Source organism: Acidovorax sp. GW821-FHT09A11 (genome assembly GCF_059418365.1).
The window spans coordinates 1-18,880 of the sequence record NZ_JBWKPS010000015.1 but is presented as its reverse complement, the minus strand read 5'-3'; the positions used below and the strand labels follow the sequence as shown (position 1 = coordinate 18,880).

Genomic DNA, 18,880 nt, shown 5'->3' with positions numbered 1-18,880 from the left:
AAAGCCGAGGTAAGCCATGAGTCTTCTCAACGTCGGCGCCCGCGCCCTGCTGGCCAACCAGGTGGCCCTGCAGACGGCGGGCCACAACATCGCCAACGTCAATACGCCTGGCTATTCGCGCCAGACGGTGGTGCTGCAGACCGTGCAGGGCCAGTTCACCGGCGGCGGCTACATCGGCCAGGGCGTGGACGTGCAGACCATCCTGCGCAACCAGAGCGAGCTGCTCACGCGCCAGTCGGCCACGGCGGGCTCGGTGCAGTCGTCCGACATCGTGCGGGCCGAGCGCCTGCGCCAGTTGCAGGAGGTCTTCAGCGGCGGCACGGCAGGCCTGGGTGCCGCCATCAACGACATGATGAATGCGTTCTCGGACGTGGTGAGCGCCCCCACCGACATCACGGCGCGCACCGTGGTGCTCACGCGCATGGACGAAACGGCCTCGCGCATGCGCTCGGCCGCCGACCGCATCAACGAGATCCAGTACACCGTCACCGAACAGCTGCAGAGCAGCGTGACGGCCGTCAACAGCCTGGCCCAGCAGATGGCCAGCGTGAACGAGCAGATCGCGCGCGCCAAGGGCAACGGCCAGACGCCCAACGACCTGCTGGACCAGCGCGACCAGATCATCCGCGACATCAACCAGTACGTGCAGACCACGCAGATCCCGGCCGACGACGGCACCGTGGGCCTGTTCGTGGCGGGCAGCCAGCCCCTGGTGCTGGGCACCACGGCGACCAGCCTGTCGGTCGGGGATGCGACGGCCTTTCCCGGCAGCGGTCAGCTCAAGCTGTTCTTCAACCGGCCCGGCGCACCGGCCGTGGAAATGGACGAGAACGTGCTGGGCGGCGGGTCGATGTCCGGCCTGCTGCGCTTCAACAACAACGACCTGAGCGAAGGCCGCAACCTGCTGGGCCGCATGGCGATGGCCATCGGCATGACCATGAACGACCAGCACAACCTGGGCCTCACGCTCGATGGCGCGCTGGGCAAGGACCTGTTCGCGGTACCCACCAGCATGCCGGGCCACACCAACGGCGCGGGCGTCGGCACGGTGTCGTTCACCGGCCCCACGCAGTTCGCGGCGTCGGACTACGAGATCCGCTTCACCACCGGCACGGCCGGGCAGGTGGTGCGGCTGTCGGACGGCAAGTCCACCCCCTTCACCGACGCGGCCAACCTCGCCACGCTGCAGATCGACGGCCTGAACTTCAACCTGACCACGCCCGGCAACCCCGGCGAGCGCATGCTGTTCAAACCGTTCAGCACGGCGGCGGCCAACATCCAGTCCCTGGTGTACTCGCCACGCGACCTGGCGGTGGCCAATCCGGTCAACGCGGCCATGGGCACGTCCAACGGCGGAACGCTGCAGCTGTCGGGGCTCAAGGCCACGGGCCTGCCCAACCCTCCGGGGCTGGTGCTGCCGGCCAATGCGAACCCGGCCGCGGTGCCGCCGATCCTGGGCGGGGTGCAGCTGCGCTTCACCGCCGGCCCGCCGACCACCTACGACGTGCTGGACCGCGGCACGGCGCCTCCCACGACGATCGCCGCCGCACAGCCCTACACGCCCGGCGCGGCCATCTCCATCAACGGCTGGGAGATCAAGCTGCAGGGCTCGCCGAACACCGGCGACACGGTCGTCATCGGCAACGCCGCCGACCCCCAGTACGGCGACACGTTCACCCGCAACTCGGGCAACGCCAGCGCCCTCATGGGCCTGCGCGACGTGAAGATGTTCGACGACTCCACGCTCAGCGACGGCTACGCGGGCGCCATCGCCCAGGTGGGGACCCGCACGCAGAGCGCGCTGTTCGCCGCCGAGCTGTCCACCACCATCGCGTCCAACCTGGAGCGGGACCGCACCGCGATCTCAGGGGTGAATCTGGACGAAGAGGCCGCAAGGCTGATCCAATACCAGCAGGCCTACCAGGCATCTTCCAAGATGATCCAGATCGCGCAAAACATCTTTGACTCGCTGCTGCAGGGCCTGGGCCGCTGAATGCGGACAGGAGTTAGGAGTTCGACATGAGCAATAGCATCTACCGCCTTGGCACCGCCAACATGTATGACAACGCCCTGCGCAATCTGGGCACGCGGCAGACCAGCCTGTCGAACCTGCAGGAAAACCTGACCTCGGGCAAGCGCGTGGTGCGGGCGAGCGACGACCCGGTGTCGGCCGCGCAGGCCGAGCGCGCCATCAACCGCCTGGCCCGCATCCAGACCGAGCAACGCGCGCTGGAAACCCAGCGCAACGCCATCGCGCAGGCCGAATCGGCCCTGGGCGATGCCGTGAATCTGGTACAGAACTTCCGCGAACTGGTGGTGAGCGCCGGCAATGCCGCCCTCACCCCCAACGAGCGCACCACCATCGCCAACCAGCTGCAGGGCTTGCGCGAACAGCTGGTGGAAGTGGCCAACCGCAAGGACACCAACGGCATTCCGCTGCTGGGCGCGCTGGGCAGCGCGCTCGCGCCGTTCCTCGGCCCGCTGAGCAGCTCGCCGGACTACAGCTTCGACGGGCTGCCCGGGCAGGCGGCCAGCTCCGGCGTGACCATTCCCGGCGCGCTGGACGGCGAAGCCGCCTTCATGTTCGACCCGCAGCGCGACGGCGTCTACACCGCCGGCATCAGCGCCATTCCCACCGGGCGCATCCTCAACACCACGGCCATCACGCCCGTGGACCCGAGCCTGGTGACCGGCGACAACTACACCATCACGTTCAGCGCCGTCGGCCCCGGAGCCACGCCCGGCACCACGACCGCCACCTACACCCTCACCAACACCACCACCGGCGCCGTCTCCCCCGCCGTGGTGGTGCCCGACTTTCCATCGGACAAGCCGGTGACCATTGCCGTCACCGGCATTCCGGGGCTGACCTTCGACATCAAGGGCAATCCGGCCAACGGGGACACCATCACCCTGCAGCCCAGCCCCAGCATGTTCAGCACCATGGACAGCGCGATCAACGGCATCCGCAACGCACCCAACAGCAATGCGGCGGCGCAGGCCGTGGGGCAGGCGCTGGGCAACATGGACATCGGCCTGGAGCGCATGCACAACATGCGCGGCTATGCGGGTGAATTGCTCAACCGCGCGGACCGCATCACGGGCGACCAGGAAAAGCGCTCCATCCAGCTCGAAAGCGACCGCTCACGCGCCGAGGATCTCGATATGATCCAGGGAATTTCGGACTTCCAGAACCAGCAGGTGGGCTATGAGGCTGCGCTCAAGTCCTATGCCCAGGTCCAGAAGCTGTCTCTGTTCAACTTCATTAGCTAGGACCTGCTCACGCGGTGGAGGGGATGCCCCCACCCGGGAACAGGCCCCCGTACATTTGCCTGAGAGCACATGGTCCAATCTGTCCTTGGCAGCCTGATTCTGGGCTATCGCCCCTTGTGGAGCCGCGCCCGCAAACTCGCCGGCATCCAGCTCTACGTGCACAGCGAGGCAACGGCCCTGGTCGATGCCGCCCATCTGCTGCGCACGCTGCAGGAGCTCTGGTCGGCCAGTTCCCCGCCGATCCTGCTGTCGCCCCAGAGCCGCCAGCTGCTGTGCGACATGCTCGAGCACGCGCCGCGCGGCACCCCGTGGATCGAGGTGCGGGGCGGCTGGCTGGCCGATTCCGCCATCTACACGCGCGTCAGGTCCGCGCACCAGCGGGGCCTCAAGCTGGTGTGGCGGGGTGAACTGGGCAAGCTGCCAGAACCCGACATAGCCCAGTGCTTCGACAACAGCCTGCTCACCCTGCGCCCCGAAGACGCCGTGGCGGCGCTGCAGGCCGCGCCCGCCCGTCCCGGCGCGCCCGCGCAGCCGCTGCGCGCCGCCAGCCCGGTGCTGGCCGGGCAGATGTACGAAAACGTCGCCAGCCGCGCGCTCATGGAGCATTGCCTGGACCAGAACAACGCGCTGGCGCTGGCCGGCTGGCCGTCGGAGGACGTGCTCTACAGCCTGCGCCACCACCCCCAGCAGCCCTCGCACGCGGTGATCTTCAAGCTCATGAAGGCCATCGACGACGAGCAATCGCTCGAGACCTTCGAGGCCATCATGGGCGAGGACCCGCTGCTGGCCTACCGCTTCATGGTGTACACCAACTCGGCCGCGCTCGGCCTGCGCACCGGCATCGACTCGCTGCGCCGGGGCCTGGTGATGATGGGCTACGGCTCCATCAAGCGCTGGCTGTCCGACCAGCTGCCCCACGCGAGCACGGACCCCAACATGCACCCGGTGCGCGAGGCCATGGTGATGCGCGCCCGCCTGACCGCGCAGTTGCTGGACGCGGGCGTGGAAAACGATTTGCGCCGCGAGATCTACCTGTGCGGCCTGCTCTCGCAGATCGACGAGCTGCTGGGCGAATCCCTGGGCACGATCTTGCGGCGCCTGCCCCTGTCCGAGCGCATCTACGATGCCACGGTGCTGCGCACCGGCCCCTACACCGAAGGCCTGCAGATGGCCTGCGCGCTGGAGACGGACGACGCCAGCGCCATCCGCCAGCTGTGCGAGACCTATGAGCTCGACGTGGAAGAGGTCAACCGCGCCCTGCTGCGCGTGCTGTCAGACCTGGTGGTCGAAAGGAAGTAAACCTCCCACGGAAGCCCCCCTGAGCCGCTGCGCGTCTTCCCCCCAGGGGGACGCCACCCGCGGCCCGGCAAAGCCGGCTCCACGGTGGCGCTGGCGGGGCCGCGCACTGTGCGCAACGGCCAGCCGGGGTGAAGGTGCGCGGGGGTCGCAGAGGCCGCTGATGGCGCGATGAAGACGCGTCCAGTGGGAGCGACCCCGGTCTGGAGCCAAGGGTATCTGCCTACCGCCCTTGCTCATCGCGCACGCGCGCGAAAGTCTTCCAGAACGCCGCCTCCTGCGTGGTGGCGAAGTTGATGCGCATGAGGGTGCTGGGCTTGCGCTCGGCGTGGAACAGCGCCCCGGGCGCCAGCAGATAGCCCTCGTCCAGCATGCGCTGCGCCAGCGCGTCGGTGTCCACGCCCGTCTCCACCCAGCCGAACAGTCCCACGGGCTCGGCCGCGAAGGTGCAGCCGGCCCCGAGCGCCAGCTTCACACTGCGCGCGCGTGCCGCGTCGAGCCGCGTGCGGATGCGCTCGGCGTGGCGGCGCAGCTGGCCCTGCTCGATGCACAGCGCCAGCGCCTTCTCCAGCAGCGCGGGCGTGGTGAGGGTCGCGAGCAGCTTGGTGTCCAGCAGCTGCTCGATCAGCGAGGGGTGCGCTGCGAGGAAGCCGATGCGCCAGTTGGGAGCGAGGATCTTGGCGAAGCCGCTCACGTAGATGGTGCGCTGCAGCCCGTCCAGCGCCGTGAGCCGCGTGGCATGCTCGGGCGCGATGTGGCTGTAGGTGTCGTCCTCCACCACGTGGAAGTTGTACTGGTTGGCCAGCTGCAGGATGCGGTGGGCGCTGCCGGGCGACAGGCAGTAGCCCGTGGGGTTGTGGAACACGCTCACGCTCACGTAGAGCTTGGGCTGGTGCACCTCGCAGTACTTCGCCATGACCTCCAGGTCGGGCCCGTCGGCGCGGCGCGGCACCGGCAGGATGTGCATGCCCAGGGCGGCCAGGCGCGCGAACTCCACGGCCCAGCCCGGCTCCTCCACCATCACCGGGTCGCCCGGGCGCAGCAGCGTGCGGCTCACGATGTCGAGCGCGTGCGTGGCGCCCACGGTGGTGATGATGTTCTCGGGCGCCGCGTGCACGCTGAGCGTGGCCAGCTTCTTGGACAGCACCCGGCGCAGCCCCGTGTCGCCCAGCGGCTCGCCGTATTGCAGCGAGAAGTCCTGCAGCGCGCGCGTGTTGGTCACCTTGCGCACGGCGGCGGGCATGAAGGTGGACTCCAGCCAGTCGGGCGGAAACACGCCCATGCCGGGCTGCGGCTTGTCGCTCACCTTGTGGAACATGCCGCGGATGAGCGCCGTGGCATTGACGGGCGGCGCCCCGCGCGCCGCGCCGCGCCCAGCGCCCCGGGCCGCGAACCAGTGCGCCGTGCTCCAGTTGCCCATGCCGCGCTCGACCTCTTGCGCGGCCGCGTCGTCCTCCGGCGCCCGCTCCAGCAGCGCGGTGGCCATCTCCCGCACGAAGAAACCCCGGTTCTTGCGCGCCTCCACCAGGCCCTGCGCCAGCAGCTGGTCATAGGCGGCCACCACGGTGGAGGGGCTCACGCCGTGCTGCTGCGCGCACTGCCGCACCGACGGCAGGCGCGCGCCCGGCGCCAGCAGCCGGTTGCGGATGCGCTCGCCAAAACGCGCCGACAGCTGCTCGGTCAGCGACTGGGTGGAGGTTTTCATCAGCATGGCGGTGTCCTTGTGTACTGTTATCGCGGCCAATACAGATCACGAACTGCGCTGCTGAACTGTATTGGTTGTGTACTGGGCTGGAAGATTACATTGAAGCCTCAGCGTTGACAAGTTCCCCCCACTGAGCCCCGCCTATCCCCGCACCATGAGCGCCCCCGAACTGACTGCCCTGCTGCTGTTCTGCACCGCGATGAGTTTCTCGCCGGGGCCCAACACCACCTTGTCCACCGCGCTGGCCGCCAACCTGGGCCTGCGGCGCGCCCTGCGCTTTTGCCTGGCGGTTCCGGCGGGCTGGACGCTGCTGATGCTCGGCAGCGGCCTGGGCCTGGGCGCGCTGATCACGGGCGTGCCGGCCCTGCGCTGGGCGGTGACCCTGCTGGGCGTGGCCTACATGCTCTGGCTGGCCTGGAAGCTCAGCCGCGCAGGCCAGCTGGCCGAAGTGGACAGCACCCGCCTCTCCGTGACCTTCTGGCAGGGCGTGGGCCTGCAGTTCGTGAACATCAAGGCCTGGATGCTGGCGCTCACGCTCAGCGCGGGCTGGGTGGTGAATGCGGCCGGGCAGCCGGCGGCCAACCCCGGCGAGCGCCTGGCGATCATCTGCGCCGTGATGATGGTGTTCGCGTTCACGAGCAATTTCGTCTATGCGCTGGTCGGCTCGCTGCTGCGCCAGTGGCTGGCGCAGGGCAGCCGCCTGCTCTGGTTCAACCGCGCGCTGGCCCTGGTGCTGGTGGCCACGGCCGTGTGGATGCTCACCCTATGAACCGCGCACAGGAACGCGAAGCGCTGGTCTGGGGCCTGGTGGGCTTCACCTTGTTTGCCGCCACCCTGCCGATGACCCGCCTGGCGGTGGGCCCCGTGGACGCCCCCCAGCTTTCGCCCTGGTTCGTCACCTTCGGCCGCGCCGCGGTGGCCGGGCTCCTGTCCGTGGTCTACCTGGCGTGGCAGCACGGCCGCGGGCGGCTCAACGTGCCGCGCCGCGCGGAGTGGCCGCTGCTCGCCATCACGGCCTTTGGCGTGATCGTGGGGTTTCCGCTCTTCCTCGCGCTGGCGCTGCGCCATGTGCCCAGCACCCACGGCGCGGTGGTCACGGCGCTGCTGCCCCTGTCCACCGCCGTGCTCGGCGCGCTGTGGTTCCGCCAGCGGCCCTCCGCGGGGTTCTGGGCGTGCGCGGTACTGGGCAGCGGCCTGGTGCTGGGCTTCATGGTGTGGCGTGCAGGGGGGCTGTACCTGGGCGCGGCCAACATCTATCTCCTCATTGCAATGACCACGGGCGCTTTCGGCTACATCGGCGGGGCACGGCTCACGCCGCGCCTGGGCGCCGAGCAGGTGATCTGCTGGGTGCTCGTGTGCAGCCTTCCGCTGACCATCCCGGTGGCCTGGTGGTTCGCGCCCGCCGTGCCCTCTTCCATCGGCGGCATGAGCTGGCTGGGCTTCGTCTACGTGGCCCTGTTCTCGATGTGGATCGGCTTTTTTGCCTGGTACCGGGCCCTCGCGCTGGGTGCCGTGCGCGTGAGCCAGCTGCAGCTCGTCCAGCCCTTCCTGAGCCTGCTCTTCGCCGTGCCGCTGCTGGGCGAGCGCCTGGACGCGGCCACCCTGGGCTTCGGCCTGGCGGTGATCGCCACGGTGTTCATGGGCAAGAGGATGCCCGTCCGGCAAGGAGCCCCCGCATGAAGGCGGGCCCTGCGCAGCGCCTGCGCCCCCGGGGCGCGGCCGAGATCAACGCCATGGCTTCCCTGCAGGACTGAGGAGAAAATGCAGCTACACGACATCCCGTTTGCCACCACCGACTGGTCTGGCATTCCCCGCGAGGAAAAAAGCGCGCAGGCCGGCCAGGCCTTCTGGCGCACGCAGCAGTTTGGCGATGTGCGCGTGCGCATGGTGGAGTACACGCCAGGGTATGTGTCGGACCACTGGTGCGTCAAAGGCCACGTGCTGCTGTGCCTGAGCGGAGAATTGCACACCGAGCTGGCCGACGGCCGCCAGTTCACCCTGGCGCCGGGCATGAGCTACCAGGTGGCCGACAATGCGGAACCCCATCGATCCACGTCGCCACAGGGCGCCACCCTGTTCATCGTGGACTGACGCAGTGCCCGGCCCGGCGCGCCGCATCCGATTTTTTGACGACTTTGCAACAGGGGCGGTCCTTGTGGACTGCCCGCAGGAGACGAGAGTGAAACTGAACGACCTTCCACAGACCAGCACCTGGACCCTGGCGCGCCGCGCCGAGCGCATGAACCCTTCGGTCATCCGCGAAATCCTCAAGGTCACCGAAAAGCCCGGCATCATCAGCCTGGCCGGCGGACTGCCCTCGCCCAGGACCTTCCCGGTCTCGGCCTTTGCCGAAGCCTCCGCCGCCGTGCTGGCCAACGACGGCCCGGCCGCGCTGCAGTACGCCGCCAGCGAAGGCTTCGCCCCGCTGCGCCAGGCCATCGCCGACTTCCTGCCCTGGGACGTGGACGCCGACCAGGTGCTGATCACCACCGGCTCGCAGCAGGCGCTGGACCTGATCGCCAAGGTGCTGATCGACACGGACAGCCGCGTGCTGGTGGAAACACCCACCTACCTGGGCGCGCTGCAGGCCTTCACACCCATGGAGCCCGCCGTGGTGTCCGTGGCCAGCGACGATGAAGGCGTTCTGATTGACGACCTGAAGGCCAAGGTGGGCACGGGCGCCGGCAAGGCGCGCTTCCTGTACGTGCTGCCCAACTTCCAGAACCCGACGGGCCGCACCATGAGCGAAGCCCGCCGCGCCGCCCTGGTGCAGGCCGCCGCCGAACTGAACCTGCCGCTGGTGGAGGACAACCCCTACGGCGACCTGTGGTTCGACACGCCGCCACCCGCACCGCTCACGGCGCGCAACCCCGAGGGCTGCATCTACATGGGCTCGTTCTCCAAGGTGCTGGCCCCCGGCCTGCGCCTGGGTTTCGTCGTGGCGCCCAAGGCCGTGTACCCCAAGCTGCTGCAGGCCAAGCAGGCGGCCGACCTGCACACGCCCGGCTACAACCAGCGCCTGGTGGCCGAGGTGATGAAGGGCAACTTCCTGGACCGCCACGTGCCCACCATCCGCGCGCTGTACAAGCAGCAGTGCGAGGCCATGCTGGCCGCGCTCGACAAGGAGATGCAGGGCCTGTCCGTGCAATGGAACCGCCCCGATGGCGGCATGTTCCTGTGGGTGCGCCTGCCCGAGGGCATGAGCGCCATCGAGCTGCTGCCCAAGGCGGTGGAGCGCAATGTGGCCTTCGTGCCCGGCGCGGCCTTCTATGCCGACAACGCCGACCCGCGCACGCTGCGCCTGTCGTTCGTTACGTCCACGGTGGAGCAGATCGCCACGGGCATCGCCGCGCTGGCCGCCGCGATCCGCGATAGCAAGTGAACAACCCCTGCGGCGCAGCGCGGCCACCTCGCCTGGGCCGCGCCCGCTTCCTGCTGCGTCACGGGCCGCGCACCGCACCATGAAAGTTGATTCAACATGCTGAGGCTCTGGGGACGGCTCTCGTCCATCAACGTGCGCAAGGTGGTGTGGGCGGCGCAGGAGCTGGGCATCACGCTGCAGCGCACCGATGCGGGGGGGCAGTTCGGCATCGTGCGCGAGGCCCGCTACCTCGGGCTCAACCCCAACGGCCTCGTCCCGCTGATCGAGGATGACGACACGGGCGCCGTGCTGTGGGAGTCCAACCCCATCGTGCGCTACCTGTGTGCCCGGCATTCCATGGGCGAGCTGTACCCCGATGCGTTGCGCGAGCGCTTCGTGGCCGAGCAGTGGATGGACTGGCAGCAGACCACGCTGAACCCGGCCGGGCGCGATGCCTTCATCCAGTGGATACGCACGCCGGCCGCGCAGCGCAGCGATGCGCTGATTGCCGCGTCGGTGGCGGCCACCGAGCCCCTGCTGGCGATGCTGGATGCGCACCTGGCACGCCAGCCCTTCATGGCGGGAGACCGGTTCACCATGGCCGACATTCCCGTGGGCTGCGAGATCCACCGCTGGTGGGGCCTGCCGCAGGACCGCATCGCGCGGCCGCACCTGGAGCGGTGGTACAACACGGTCAGCACCCGCCCCGGCGCTCGGGGCGTATTGGACCAGCCTCTCTCCTGAACCTCACCATGCACCAGCGCCCCTTCAAGCAGATCGACGTCTTCAGCGACCGGCCCGGCTACGGCAACCCGGTCGCGGTGGTCCTGGATGCCGACGGCCTGGACGACAGCGACATGCGCCGCTTCGCGGCCTGGACCAACCTGTCGGAAACCACCTTCCTGCTGCCCCCCACCGAGGCCGGGCGCGCTGCGGGCGCCGACTACCGCCTGCGCATCTTCAGCCCCAATGGCGAGCTGCCCTTTGCCGGACACCCCACGCTGGGCACCTGCCACGCCTGGCTGCAGGCGGGCAACACGCCGCGCCAGAGCGGCCTGGCGATCCAGGAGTGCGCGCTGGGCCTGGTGCGCATCGCGCAGGCAAAGGACACCCTGGCCTTTGCCGCACCGCCCCTCCAGCGCAGCGCGCCCAGCCCCGCGCTGGTGCCGCTGATCGCCAGCGCGCTCGGCGTGCGCCCCCAGCAGATCCAGGGCGCGCAGCTGCTGGACAACGGCCCCGTGTGGCTGGGCCTGCTGCTCGACAGCGCGGACACCGTGCTGGGCCTCAAGCCCGACCATGCGCGCCTGAAAGACCTGGGCCAGGACGTGGGCGTGATCCATGTGGGCCCCGCCGCCAGCGACACCAGCCGGCCCGGCGTGGTGGTGCGCGCGTTTGCCGCGCCCATGGGCAACCCGGAAGACCCGGTCACCGGCACCCTCAATGCCAGCCTGGCCGAATGGCTGATCGCCGACGGCCTGGCCCCGCGCAGCTACCTGGTGGCCCAGGGCGAGTGCCTGGGCCGTGCGGGCCGCGTGCACATCCGCCAGGACGACGACCACCAGCTCTGGGTGGGCGGGCGCGCCGTCACCTGCATTGAAGGCACGGTGCTGCTATGACCTCGCCCAAGACCCCACGCCCCAGCGGCTGAACCCCGACCCCGTGGGCTCCCCCGGCGCCCACCGAACACAGCTGAAAAACACCGAGCCACGTCCCCGGTCAGCCCCCGGCGTGCCCTCCCCCGATCGATCCGCCGCCCGTTTCACCACTTTTTTGTTCCAAGGACCACGACCGCCATGCAACAGCGCCCCTTCAAGCAAGTCGACGTCTTCACCGACCAGCCCTACCGCGGCAACCCGCTGGCGGTGGTGCTCGATGGCACCGGCCTCAGCACCGAGGCCATGCAGGAGTTCACCAACTGGACCAACCTGTCCGAAGCCACCTTCCTGCTGCCCCCCACGCCCGAAGGCCGCGCCGCCGGTGCCGACTACCGCGTGCGCATCTTCTGCCCCGGGCGCGAACTGCCCTTTGCCGGCCACCCCACGCTGGGCAGCTGCCACGCCTGGCTGCAGGCCGGGGGCCAGCCCCGGGTGGCCGGCACCGTGGTGCAGGAGTGCGGCGTGGGCCTGGTCACGCTGCACCAGGACGGCGAGCGCCTCGCGTTCGCGGCGCCCGCGCTCATCAAGAGCGGCCCGCTGCCCGAAGCCGATGTCGCCCTGATCGCGCGCGGCCTGGGCGTGGCGCGCGGCGACATCCTGCACCACGCCTGGTGCGACAACGGTCCCAACTGGCGCGGCGTGATGCTGCGCTCGGCCGAGCAGGTGCTGGCGCTCAGGCCGGACGCCAGCATCCTCGGCCATCTGGACGTGGGCGTGGTGGGCCCGCGTGGAAAAGTGGGCGTCATCGGCAGCACCGACGCCGAGGGCATTGCCTTCGAGGTGCGCGCCTTCTTCCCCGGCAACAACGGCCTGGCCGAAGACCCGGTGACCGGCAGCCTCAACGCCGCGCTGGCCCAGTGGCTCATCGGCGCCGGCCTGGCCCCCACCCGGTACGTGGCCAGCCAGGGCACCTGCCTGGCCCGCGCGGGCCGCGTGTTCGTGGAGCAGGACGGCGACACCATCTGGGTGGGCGGCAGCTCCGTCACCTGCGTGTCGGGCGAGGTGCTGCTGTGACGGCCGCCGCGCCCAGGCCGCCCTGCGTGGATCATCTGGTCGTGCTCGCGGCCGACCTGGCCTCGGGCGTGTCGTGGTGCGAACGCACGCTGGGCATCACGCCCACGGCAGGCGGCGAACACCCGCTGATGGGCACGCACAACCGCATCCTGAATGTGGGGAGCACCGCGCATCCACGCACCTACCTGGAGATCATTGCTATCAACCCAGGAGCTGCTCGCGCAATACCAGAAAGCGCCAGACGCTGGTTTGACATGGATGATGCCGCCTTGCAGCACCAGGTGGCGCAACACGGCCCACGGCTCATCCACTGGGTGGCTTCCGTGCCCGACGTGGCCGAAGGGTGCGCCGCGCTGTCGGCGCTCGGCATGGAGCGCGGCGCCATCGTCACCGCCAGCCGTCCCACGCCGCAAGGGCTGCTGCAGTGGCAGATCACCGTGCGCGGCGATGGGCTGCGCCTGATGGACGGCTGCCTGCCCACGCTCATCCAGTGGAGCGATGCGCACCCTTGCGACAGCCTGCCGGCATCTGGCGTGCAACTGCAGTCCCTGGCGCTGCAGCACCCGCAATCGGCCACGCTGCAGGCCGCCTGCGCAGCCGTCGGCGTGGCGGCCCACCTGGCCGTGGGCGCGGGGGATGTGCCCCGCCTCACCGCCCAGCTCTCCACGCCGCGCGGCCCGGTCACCCTTTCATCCTTCATTCCGGAGTAACCACCATGCTCTTTTCCGCACAGGAACTGCTGCTCTTCGCGCTCGCCGCCCTCGTGCTGGTGCTCACGCCCGGCCCCAACATGGTCTATTGCGTCTCGCGCAGCCTCACGCAGGGGCCGCGCGCGGGGCTGATCTCGCTGGCGGGCGTGGTGCTGGGCTTTCTGGTGCACCTGCTGGCGGCGGCACTGGGCCTCACCGCGCTGCTGGCCGCCGTGCCCGTGGCGTTCGATGCCATCCGCTACGCCGGGGCCGCCTACCTGCTGTGGATGGCCTGGCAGGCCGTCAAGCCCGGCGGCGCCGCGCCCTTCGAGGCCCGCAACCTGCCGCACGACGGCCCGCGCACGCTGTTCCTCATGGGCTTCATGACCAACCTCCTGAACCCCAAGGTCGCCATGTTCTACCTGTCGTTCTTCCCGCAGTTCCTGCACCCCGAGCGCGGCCACCTGCTGCTGCAGAGCCTGACGCTGGGCGCGGTGCAGATCACCACCAGCGCGGCCGTCAACGCACTGCTGATCCTGTGCGCCGCCCGCGTGGCGCTGTTCCTCAACCGCAACGCCGCATGGATGCGGGCCCAGCGCTACTTCATGGGCACGGTGCTCGGCCTGCTCGCCCTCAGACTGCTCACCGAAAAGAAAGCCGCCGCATGAACGCCCGCCTCGACACCGCCCCCCTCCTGCCCACCCTGGCCGACATCGAGGCCGCCGCGCAGGTGGTGTACCGCGACTTTCCGCCCACGCCCCAGTACCGCTGGGGCCTGCTGAGCGAACGCCTGGGCACCGACTGCTGGCTCAAGCACGAGAACCACACGCCCGTGGGCGCCTTCAAGATCCGCGGCGGCCTGACCTACTTCGACCAGCTCGCCCGGCGCGGCGCCATGCCCCGGGAGGTGATCAGCGCCACGCGCGGCAACCACGGACAGAGCATGGGCTGGGCCGCGCGCAGCCACGGCGTGGCCTGCACCATCGTCGTGCCCGAAGGCAACTCGGTCGAGAAGAACGCCGCCATGCGCGCGCTGGGCGTCACGCTCATCGAGCACGGCAGCGACTTCCAGGAGGCGCGCGAGTTCGCCATGGACCTCGCGGCCGAGCGCGGCGCCCACATGGTGCCCAGCTTCCACCCCGACCTGCTGCGCGGCGTGAGCACCTACTGGTGGGAGTTCCTGCGCGCCGTGCCCCAGCTCGACGTGGTGTACGTGCCCATCGGCCAGGGTTCGGGCGCGTGCTCGGCCATCGCGGCCAAGCTGGCGCTGGGCCACGGCGTGCGCGTGGTGGGCGTGGTCAGCAGCCATGCCACCACCTACGCCGACTCGCTGGCCGCAGGCCGCGTGGTCGAGGCGCCGGTCACCACGCGCCTGGCTGACGGCATGGCCTGCCGCGTGGCCGACCGGGAGGCGCTGGCCATCATCGCCCCGCACATCGACCACATCGTGCAGGTGAGCGACGACGAGGTGGCCGCCGCCATGCGTGCCCTTTTCACCGACACGCACAACGTGGCCGAGGGCGCGGGCGCGGCCGCGCTGGCGGCGGCGCTGCAGGAGCGCGCGCAGCTCCAGGGGCAGGCAGTGGGCCTGGCGTTGACGGGAGGCAACGTCGACGCGCCGGTGTTCGGCAGCGTCCTGGCGACCTGACCGCCTTGTCCATAGGGGCTCAATTGCTACATCTTCAGTAGCATTGGTCGCTTGTGCGACAAGCGCCAGGGCCCGGATCTGGCCACAATCCGCCGCATGGGAACCCTCTACCTCGTGCGCCACGGCCAGGCCTCGTTTGGCGCGGATGACTACGACCAGCTGAGCGCGCGGGGCCGTGAGCAGGCCGTGCGCCTGGGCGAATACTGGCGCGCGCGCGGCCTGGCGTTCGACGCCGTGATCACCGGCACGCTGCGCCGCCACACACAAACGCTGGAAGGCATCGCCGAGGGCCTGCGGACCGCGCCCGAGGTACTGCGGCTGCCGGGGCTCAACGAGTACGACAGCCATGCGTTGATCGCCGCCATCCACCCCCAGCCCCTGGGCCGCGCCGACACGCCCGAGCTGTACCGCCAGCATTTCCGCATCCTGTGCGACGCGCTCGCGCAATGGATGGCCGGCGTCATCAGCCCGCAGGGCATGCCCAGCTGGAACGAATTCTCCGCCGGCGTGCGCGCGGCACTGGACCATGTGCGCCATCACCACGTGGGCCACAACGTGCTGCTGGTGAGCAGCGGCGGCCCCATCTCGACCGCCGTGGGCGAGGTGCTGGGCACGGCGCCCGAGGTGACGATCGCCCTGAACATGCGCCTGCGCAACAGCGCGGTGACGGAGTTCTCCATCGCGCCCAAGCGGCTGATGATGCAGACCTTCAACACCCTGCCGCACCTGAACGAGGGGCCGCACCTGGACTGGATCACGCACGCATAGCCGCCAGCGGGCCCGCCTGTTCCCCTGCCTGCCCATCCAGCGCGCCCGGAACCGGGTTCAGGGCACGGGGTTCGAGCTCACGGGCGCAGCCGTGGCAAAGCCCGGCGAGGCATGGCGCCGCCGGGCCACGGCGGGCTCGGCCAGCACATCCGGGCCTATTCCCATTCCGTATCGGGGCGCACCGTCTGCGGCGCCAGGTCCGCAAGCTCCTGCAGCAACGCCACCAGTTGGCCCGCCGCGGCCTCCACCACCGCGCGCCCCTTGCCCGCCGTGGCGCCAGCGGCATTGCCCACGGCACCCGCGGGGTGGTAGTCCTGCATCTGCCAGCCCAGCTTGGCGCTCTTGCCGTTGCCCAGAATGGCGTAACGCTCCGCCCGGTCCTGCGACGTGGAGCGGAAATCCCGCGCGTGCTCCATGTGCACCGCGCCAGGCGCCAGGTGCAGCATCATCGAGGTCTCGATCTCGCCCGCGTGGATGCCAAAGCGGTGCTCCTCGCCGCTGAACTGGCCCGCCACCGCATCGGGCAGCGGCAGGCTGAACCAGCTGGCGCTGTAGACGATGAGGTCGCAGCGCGTGCGCAGTTCGCGCGCCACGATGTCCATCACGCTCACCTGGCCGCCGTGGCCGTTGAACAGCAGCAGCTTCTTGATGCCCGCACGGGCCACACATTCGCCGATCTCGGTCCACAGCGCGATCACCGTGGCTGGAGACAGCGTGAGCGTGCCCGGAAAGCGGATGTGCTCCGGGCTCAGGCCCACGTTCTGCGGCGGCAGGAAGAGCACGGGCAGGTCGGCGGGCAGCTGCGGCAGCGCCGCGTCGATCACGCCCTGCAGCAGGGTGGCATCCACCGACAGCGGCAGGTGCGGGCCATGCTGCTCGACGGCGGCCACGGGCAGCACGGCCACCACCTGGCCGGCCTGGCCCGTGCCCTGCAGCGCGGCAAAGTCGCGGGTGGACAGGTCGGCCCAGAAGCGGGATGGCAAGGCGGGGCGGGCGGAGGAGGTCGCGGCGGCAGCGGTCATGCCGCGATGTTAGGGCCTGTCCGGGGCCGCGTCACTTCGGCGCCGCCTTGCCCAGCCCATGGCAGCCGGCGGCCCGCGCCCGTGGTATCCCTGCAGCCACGGGGCGCCGCCCATGCCGCTACCATCACCGCATGACCCAAGACATCTTCCGACAAGACGCCTACCTGCGCGAATGCGATGCGCACGTCACCGCCATCACCGACACCGGCGCCATCGTGCTGGACCGCACGGTGTTCTATCCGCTGGGCGGGGGCCAGGCCGGCGACAGCGGCGTACTCGTGCTCGCCGACGGCAGCAGCATCGCCATCGCCGACACCCGCAAGGGAAAGGATGCCGACGGCAACCCCACCAGCGACATCGTGCATATCCCCGCCCCGGGGCAGGAAGACCGCGTGGCCCAGCTCGCGGCAGGCACCGCCGTGACCGCCCGCATCGACTGGGAGCGCCGCCACCGCATGATGCGCCTGCACACCACCTCGCACCTGCTGTGCCATGTGGTGCCGCAGCTGGTCAACGGCTGCTCCATCACCCCCGACTACGCGCGGCTGGACTTTGCGATGACCGACCCGCTGGACAAGGAAGCCCTCACCGCCGCCATCGCCGCCCTGGTGGCCGCCGCGCACCCGCTCACGGTGGCCTCGATCAGCGACGAAGAACTGGACGCCAACCCTGCCCTGGTCAAAAGCATGAGCGTGCAACCCCCGCGCGGCACGGGGCGCATCCGCACCATCCGCATCGGGGGTGACAGCGGTGCACCGCTGATCGACCTGCAGCCCTGTGGCGGCACCCATGTGGCCAACACGTCCGAGATCGGCGCCATCGTGGTGACGAAGATTGAAAAGAAAAGCGCCACCACCCGCAGGGTGGTGCTGGGCTTTGCCCAGTGAGCGCAGCGAAGAGCGCTTTTCTTTGGGGAGCACTCATGGGTGCGCAGCGCAAATGAGTGCCCCCAAAAAGACGTGGCACTGCCCCACCACCCGCAGGGTGGTGCTGGGCTTTGCCCAGTGAGCGCAGCGAAGAGCGCTTTTCCTTGGGGAGCACTCATGGGTGCGCAGCGCAAATGAGTGCGCACCAAAAGACGTGGCACTTGGCCACCACCCGCAGGGTGGCACCGGGCTTTGCCCAGTGAGCCCACGCCCTGGCCACCCCCTCAAATGTCAACAATCTTGAGCCAGGGCGGTGCCCCCGTTGCATTGGTTTACGCGGCCTGACGTACAACAGGGACAATAGCGGCCCGCGCACGCGGTCTTGCACCAGGCCTCCTGGGACGGCGGCGCTCACTTCTGCCTGCCGCCATGCCGTTTTCCCTGCGCTCCGTCACCCCTGCCTCCGTCCGCCAGCACCGCTGGTTCCGCCCCATCGTGCGCGCCGCCCTGGCCCTGGCCGGGCTGTGGCTGTTGACCTGGCTGGCCGTGCCGCCGCTGCTCAAGGGCCCGCTGGAGCGCGCGGCCACCGCGCAGCTGGGCCGTGCCGTGACGGTGGGCGCGATCGATTTCAAGCCCTGGACGCTGGAGCTGGCCCTGCGCGACGTGGCGGTGGCCGGCGCCGACGAGGGCGCGCCACCCCAGCTCACCATCGGCCGCATCTACGCCGACGGCGAACTGCAGTCGCTGCTGCGCCTGGCGCCCGTGGTGGATGCCTTCACCGTGGAAAACCCCGTGCTGCGCCTCACGCACCGCGGCGATGGCCATTACGACGTGGACGACATCATCGCCAAGGTCACCGCGCCCACGAACGAGCCCGACACGGGGCCGGCGCGCCTGGCGCTCTACAACCTGGCGCTGACCGGCGGCAGCATCGACTTCACCGACAGCAGCGTGGGCAAGACCCACGAGGTGCGCGAGCTGGCGCTGCAGGTGCCGTTCGTGAGCACCCTTTCCAGCCAGCGCGACGTGAAGGTCGAGCCTCACCTGGCGTTCGTGCTGGGCGGCAGCCGCTTCGACTCCTCCGCCCAGGGCACCCCCTTCGCCCAGACCACCCATGCCGACGCGAACATCCGCTGGCAGGGGCTGAATCTCGCGCCCTATCTGGGGTACCTGCCCGCGAGCCTGCCGGTCAAGGTGCAGGGCGCCACGCTGGATGTGGATGTGAAAGTGGCGTTCGAGCAGGCGCCCCGCATGGCCGTGAAGCTCAGCGGGACCGTACAGGCACGCGATGTGCGCATGACCGACCGGGGCGGCCAGGACCTGCTGGCCTACGACGGGCTGAAGATCGACATGGCCGATGTGCGGCCGCTGGAACAGATCGTGCGCCTGAGCCATGTGGAGCTGACCGCGCCCGTGGTGACCGCCACGCGCAACGCGTCGGGCGACATCAACTGGGCCCAGCTGGCCCAGGCGCCGTCGGCCCCCGCGCAGGTCGCACAGGCCGCGCCGGCCAGCGCCGCGCGCGGGCCCGCCAGCTCCGAGGCAGCGCCCCCAACACCCGCCAGCGGCGCTGCATCGGGCCC

The 18,880-nt window shown here is 69.9% G+C and carries 18 protein-coding genes; 16 read left to right on the top strand and 2 right to left on the bottom strand.

Annotated elements, in window-relative coordinates:
• Positions 1-16 precede the first annotated feature (16 nt).
• The 3 genes from flgK to AC07PV_RS23750 all read left to right on the top strand — a co-directional run bounded on the left by flgK (position 17) and on the right by AC07PV_RS23750 (position 4,572).
• Positions 17-1,993, top strand: a complete 1,977-nt coding sequence (gene flgK / locus AC07PV_RS23760; RefSeq protein ID WP_218296944.1) for a flagellar hook-associated protein FlgK — start codon at positions 17-19, stop codon at positions 1,991-1,993.
• Positions 1,994-2,019: 26 nt separating this feature from the next.
• Complete coding sequence (gene flgL / locus AC07PV_RS23755; protein WP_218296943.1) at positions 2,020-3,273, top strand: flagellar hook-associated protein FlgL; 1,254 nt, start codon at positions 2,020-2,022, stop codon at positions 3,271-3,273.
• Between the two features lie 69 nt (positions 3,274-3,342).
• A complete protein-coding gene (locus tag AC07PV_RS23750; protein WP_494631490.1) occupies positions 3,343-4,572 on the top strand; it encodes an HDOD domain-containing protein in 1,230 nt (409 codons plus the stop codon).
• Between the two features lie 220 nt (positions 4,573-4,792).
• Here the strand turns inward: AC07PV_RS23750 and AC07PV_RS23745 are convergent, their stop codons facing one another.
• Entirely contained in the window at positions 4,793-6,280 is a 1,488-nt protein-coding gene (locus tag AC07PV_RS23745) for an aminotransferase-like domain-containing protein (protein ID WP_218296941.1), read from the bottom strand.
• Between the two features lie 148 nt (positions 6,281-6,428).
• Here AC07PV_RS23745 and AC07PV_RS23740 point away from each other — a divergent pair, with 148 nt between their 5' ends.
• The 11 genes from AC07PV_RS23740 to AC07PV_RS23690 all read left to right on the top strand — a co-directional run bounded on the left by AC07PV_RS23740 (position 6,429) and on the right by AC07PV_RS23690 (position 15,409).
• Positions 6,429-7,043 (top strand): LysE family translocator, encoded by a 615-nt coding sequence (locus AC07PV_RS23740; protein ID WP_369643505.1) that lies wholly within the window; start codon positions 6,429-6,431, stop codon positions 7,041-7,043.
• Positions 7,040-7,954 (top strand): DMT family transporter, encoded by a 915-nt coding sequence (locus AC07PV_RS23735; protein ID WP_494631488.1) that lies wholly within the window; start codon positions 7,040-7,042, stop codon positions 7,952-7,954. Before AC07PV_RS23740 ends, AC07PV_RS23735 begins: the two co-directional genes overlap by 4 nt.
• An 81-nt stretch (positions 7,955-8,035) precedes the next feature.
• On the top strand, positions 8,036-8,365 hold the full coding sequence (locus AC07PV_RS23730; RefSeq protein ID WP_218341815.1) for a DHCW motif cupin fold protein: 330 nt from the start codon (positions 8,036-8,038) through the stop codon (positions 8,363-8,365).
• An 88-nt stretch (positions 8,366-8,453) separates the two neighbouring features.
• The gene (locus AC07PV_RS23725; RefSeq protein ID WP_218296937.1) at positions 8,454-9,656 is read left to right on the top strand and encodes an aminotransferase-like domain-containing protein; all 1,203 of its coding nucleotides are present in this window, start codon (positions 8,454-8,456) and stop codon (positions 9,654-9,656) included.
• A gap of 96 nt (positions 9,657-9,752) precedes the next feature.
• Positions 9,753-10,379, top strand: coding sequence for a glutathione S-transferase (locus tag AC07PV_RS23720; protein WP_492254010.1), 627 nt, complete (start codon positions 9,753-9,755; stop codon positions 10,377-10,379).
• 8 nt (positions 10,380-10,387) lie between these two features.
• Positions 10,388-11,251, top strand: a complete 864-nt coding sequence (locus AC07PV_RS23715) for a PhzF family phenazine biosynthesis protein (protein WP_218341813.1) — start codon at positions 10,388-10,390, stop codon at positions 11,249-11,251.
• A gap of 177 nt (positions 11,252-11,428) precedes the next feature.
• Positions 11,429-12,304 carry a PhzF family phenazine biosynthesis protein gene (locus AC07PV_RS23710; RefSeq protein ID WP_494631487.1) on the top strand — a complete coding sequence of 292 codons (876 nt, stop codon included), beginning with the start codon at positions 11,429-11,431 and terminating at the stop codon, positions 12,302-12,304.
• Between the two features lie 26 nt (positions 12,305-12,330).
• Entirely contained in the window at positions 12,331-13,014 is a 684-nt protein-coding gene (locus AC07PV_RS23705) for a VOC family protein (protein WP_494631485.1), read from the top strand.
• 5 nt (positions 13,015-13,019) lie between these two features.
• A complete protein-coding gene (locus tag AC07PV_RS23700; protein WP_218341811.1) occupies positions 13,020-13,661 on the top strand; it encodes a LysE family translocator in 642 nt (213 codons plus the stop codon).
• On the top strand, positions 13,658-14,641 hold the full coding sequence (locus AC07PV_RS23695; protein ID WP_492254014.1) for a threonine dehydratase: 984 nt from the start codon (positions 13,658-13,660) through the stop codon (positions 14,639-14,641). Before AC07PV_RS23700 ends, AC07PV_RS23695 begins: the two co-directional genes overlap by 4 nt.
• 96 nt (positions 14,642-14,737) lie before the next feature.
• Positions 14,738-15,409 (top strand): histidine phosphatase family protein, encoded by a 672-nt coding sequence (locus AC07PV_RS23690; RefSeq protein ID WP_492245111.1) that lies wholly within the window; start codon positions 14,738-14,740, stop codon positions 15,407-15,409.
• Between the two features lie 155 nt (positions 15,410-15,564).
• On the opposite strand, the gene AC07PV_RS23685 is transcribed toward AC07PV_RS23690, so the two are convergent.
• Positions 15,565-16,431: a creatininase family protein gene (locus AC07PV_RS23685; RefSeq protein ID WP_218296929.1), complete on the bottom strand. Its 867-nt coding sequence runs from the start codon at positions 16,429-16,431 to the stop codon at positions 15,565-15,567.
• A gap of 131 nt (positions 16,432-16,562) precedes the next feature.
• On the opposite strand from AC07PV_RS23685, the gene AC07PV_RS23680 reads away from it, so the two are divergent.
• Both AC07PV_RS23680 and AC07PV_RS23675 read left to right on the top strand, forming a co-directional pair.
• Entirely contained in the window at positions 16,563-17,318 is a 756-nt protein-coding gene (locus AC07PV_RS23680; RefSeq protein ID WP_494631484.1) for an alanyl-tRNA editing protein, read from the top strand.
• 408 nt (positions 17,319-17,726) lie between these two features.
• The coding region (locus AC07PV_RS23675) for a DUF748 domain-containing protein (protein WP_494631483.1) at positions 17,727-18,880 on the top strand (1,154 nt) is incomplete at its 3' end.

Bases quoted from the DNA above. Each gene is read 5' to 3' on its own strand.
- AC07PV_RS23730 (WP_218341815.1), top strand. From the start codon at position 8,036: ATGCAGCTACACGACATCCCGTTTGCCACCACCGACTGGTCTGGCATT.
- flgL (WP_218296943.1), top strand. From the start codon at position 2,020: ATGAGCAATAGCATCTACCGCCTTGGCACCGCCAACATGTATGACAAC.
- AC07PV_RS23690 (WP_492245111.1), top strand. From the start codon at position 14,738: ATGGGAACCCTCTACCTCGTGCGCCACGGCCAGGCCTCGTTTGGCGCG.
- AC07PV_RS23700 (WP_218341811.1), top strand. From the start codon at position 13,020: ATGCTCTTTTCCGCACAGGAACTGCTGCTCTTCGCGCTCGCCGCCCTC.
- AC07PV_RS23745 (WP_218296941.1), bottom strand. From the start codon at position 6,280: ATGCTGATGAAAACCTCCACCCAGTCGCTGACCGAGCAGCTGTCGGCG.
- AC07PV_RS23750 (WP_494631490.1), top strand. From the start codon at position 3,343: ATGGTCCAATCTGTCCTTGGCAGCCTGATTCTGGGCTATCGCCCCTTG.
- AC07PV_RS23740 (WP_369643505.1), top strand. From the start codon at position 6,429: ATGAGCGCCCCCGAACTGACTGCCCTGCTGCTGTTCTGCACCGCGATG.
- AC07PV_RS23680 (WP_494631484.1), top strand. From the start codon at position 16,563: ATGACCCAAGACATCTTCCGACAAGACGCCTACCTGCGCGAATGCGAT.
- AC07PV_RS23685 (WP_218296929.1), bottom strand. From the start codon at position 16,431: ATGACCGCTGCCGCCGCGACCTCCTCCGCCCGCCCCGCCTTGCCATCC.
- flgK (WP_218296944.1), top strand. From the start codon at position 17: ATGAGTCTTCTCAACGTCGGCGCCCGCGCCCTGCTGGCCAACCAGGTG.
- AC07PV_RS23720 (WP_492254010.1), top strand. From the start codon at position 9,753: ATGCTGAGGCTCTGGGGACGGCTCTCGTCCATCAACGTGCGCAAGGTG.
- AC07PV_RS23735 (WP_494631488.1), top strand. From the start codon at position 7,040: ATGAACCGCGCACAGGAACGCGAAGCGCTGGTCTGGGGCCTGGTGGGC.
- AC07PV_RS23715 (WP_218341813.1), top strand. From the start codon at position 10,388: ATGCACCAGCGCCCCTTCAAGCAGATCGACGTCTTCAGCGACCGGCCC.
- AC07PV_RS23710 (WP_494631487.1), top strand. From the start codon at position 11,429: ATGCAACAGCGCCCCTTCAAGCAAGTCGACGTCTTCACCGACCAGCCC.
- AC07PV_RS23695 (WP_492254014.1), top strand. From the start codon at position 13,658: ATGAACGCCCGCCTCGACACCGCCCCCCTCCTGCCCACCCTGGCCGAC.